The sequence below is a fragment of the Hydrogenophaga defluvii genome, assembly GCF_042665235.1.
GTDB classification, from domain to species: domain Bacteria; phylum Pseudomonadota; class Gammaproteobacteria; order Burkholderiales; family Burkholderiaceae_C; genus Hydrogenophaga; species Hydrogenophaga defluvii_A.
On the sequence record NZ_JBHTBZ010000084.1, the window covers coordinates 1 to 1,913 of the forward strand.

At 59.6% G+C, this 1,913-nt stretch carries 3 protein-coding genes and 1 pseudogene; all 4 read left to right on the forward strand.

From position 1 onward, the window contains the following. The first annotated feature begins 103 nt into the window (after nucleotides 1–103). Nucleotides 104–790: a hypothetical protein gene (locus ACFQU0_RS20590; protein WP_382203944.1), complete on the forward strand. Its 687-nt coding sequence runs from the start codon at nucleotides 104–106 to the stop codon at nucleotides 788–790. Between the two features lie 117 nt (nucleotides 791–907). Further along, on the forward strand, nucleotides 908–1,165 hold the full coding sequence (locus ACFQU0_RS20595) for a helix-turn-helix transcriptional regulator (protein ID WP_382203946.1): 258 nt from the start codon (nucleotides 908–910) through the stop codon (nucleotides 1,163–1,165). A gap of 10 nt (nucleotides 1,166–1,175) precedes the next feature. Beyond that, nucleotides 1,176–1,454 carry a hypothetical protein gene (locus ACFQU0_RS20600; RefSeq protein WP_382203948.1) on the forward strand — a complete coding sequence of 93 codons (279 nt, stop codon included), beginning with the start codon at nucleotides 1,176–1,178 and terminating at the stop codon, nucleotides 1,452–1,454. Further along, a pseudogene (locus ACFQU0_RS20605) lies at nucleotides 1,451–1,913 on the forward strand (toprim domain-containing protein); the annotation flags it as partial. The gene ACFQU0_RS20600 and the pseudogene ACFQU0_RS20605, both read left to right, overlap by 4 nt.

Consider the following 1,913-nt stretch of genomic DNA (forward strand, 5'->3'; position numbering starts at 1 on the left):
GACGCCACGCCTAGCCATCGGCTGATCCCCGATGGTGAAAACCGGGACACCCTGACCCGGCGGCGCTGGCTTCTTTTCGGGGGGCGTGACGGGGAGCGCAAGGATGGCTGATTTATCGCATTGGGACTTAGCCGAAACATTCACAGGCAGAGAAGCGGCATATCTACTGATGGGGGTAGACCCTTCAGGACCTGACGCTGATAAATTCAGTGCGCGGCACCTCCAAGAACGATTGGAGACTGCATATCAGGGCGCAATTGGGCGTGCAGCGTTTGAAGGGTATATCGAACCCTGTTTTTCGTACGATGCACCCGAGCCTGAGCATTTGATGCCAGAAGCTGCAGTCCTTAGAAGCGTTGCGCTATGGGCAAACCTTGAGCGTTTTCGCGAGCATGGCGACACCGCATCGTTCACAGGGTGGCTGGAATATCGCGATGTCAGCTTCCACGGCCAGAGATTTTCGCGGCACGAGCTTTCTCGTTGGTTGAGGGAAAACGGACTGAAATCGGCTTATAGGTTTGACTTGGGATCACCCGCTCATGCTTCATCGCACGAAGGCAACGGAGCTACGCCTCAAGCGGAAAAACCACTGTCCAATCGGGAACGCGACACGCTGCTGACGATCATCGCCGTGCTCTGCAAGGACGCCGGCTACGACTTCACCAAGCACGCAAAAACCGCCGGAACGATTCAGAGCACAGCGGCAACTATGGGCGTTTCCATCGGCGAAACAACCATCGAGAACCACCTGAAGAAAATCCCTGATGCCCTGGCAGGCCGCATGAAATAAGGGTTTCATGGGCAATTGCCTATTTGCTTTGGGCAGTTGCCCCCGCACTTCTTTACCAATTTGGACACTCTGCGCATCTAAACAACGCCCTACAGGGGCCGCGAAAGGTGGGCAGCGATGGCAATTTGGCGAATCGACAAATGCAAGAATGAGGCAGGGTATCGGTCCCACGCCAGCATCTACGGGTTGATCCGTGTTGGCCTGTGGACACAGCCGGTCAAGATCGGGGAACGGTCAAGCGGTTGGCCTAGTGAGGAAGTGCAGGCCATCAACGCGGCGCGCATTGCAGGCGCAAGCGATGAACAAATCCGCGAACTGGTGAAGGCGCTGCACGCCAAGCGCGCGGAAAAGCTGGCCGTGTTGATGGCCGCTTGAGGGGGTGGAAATGGCGATCAACACCACCCCAAAAGAAATGCCCACCGGGGACGGCAATCCCACGGCAGGCAACGCGATCAACGATCTGGATTTTCCCACCAGTGAGCGCAACGACAAAGCGTTTTCAACGCTGCGCGCGGCGTACGCATTGAAGGGCCATACCCTGCACCGCACAGACCCGGCAGACGGGCCGGTGACGTTCTTGGCCGAACGCTGGGGGCTTGTGCGACACCTGCCCACCATTGACGCGGCGCGGCGGTTTCTGGAACAGATCGGGGGGCGGCTGTGAGCGACCCCATCGAACAATTCCGCGCGGCGATGCTGGCCGCTGGCCTGACGCCACCCGATGAAATCGTGGCCGATGGAAAGTTGCACCGCTTCAGTACCAACGGCAAGCCCAGGGACGATTCGGGCTGGTATGTCCTGCACCTTGATGGCATCCCGTCCGGGGCTTTCGGATGCTGGCGCACCGGCCTTCAATCGACATGGTGCGCGAAGGCCGACAACGACATGACCCAGGCAGAGCGCGAAGCCCACCGGCAGCGCATCAAGGCCATGCAGGCACAACGCGAAGCCGAACATGCCCAGGCGCAACAGCAGGCCAGCGAGGCGGCGGCGCTGATCTGGAATGAGGCGACACCTGCAACCGGCCATGAGTACCTGACGCGCAAGGGCATCAAGCCCCACGGCATCAAGTGCGACGGGCACCACCTGCTGATTCCGATGCGCGACACAGCGGGCAAGCTGC

What these genes read in the sequence shown, in the direction of transcription:
- ACFQU0_RS20600 (WP_382203948.1), top strand. Translation starts at nt 1,176, where the DNA reads ATGGCGATCAACACCACCCCAAAAGAAATGCCCACCGGGGACGGCAAT.
- ACFQU0_RS20590 (WP_382203944.1), top strand. Translation starts at nt 104, where the DNA reads ATGGCTGATTTATCGCATTGGGACTTAGCCGAAACATTCACAGGCAGA.
- ACFQU0_RS20595 (WP_382203946.1), top strand. Translation starts at nt 908, where the DNA reads ATGGCAATTTGGCGAATCGACAAATGCAAGAATGAGGCAGGGTATCGG.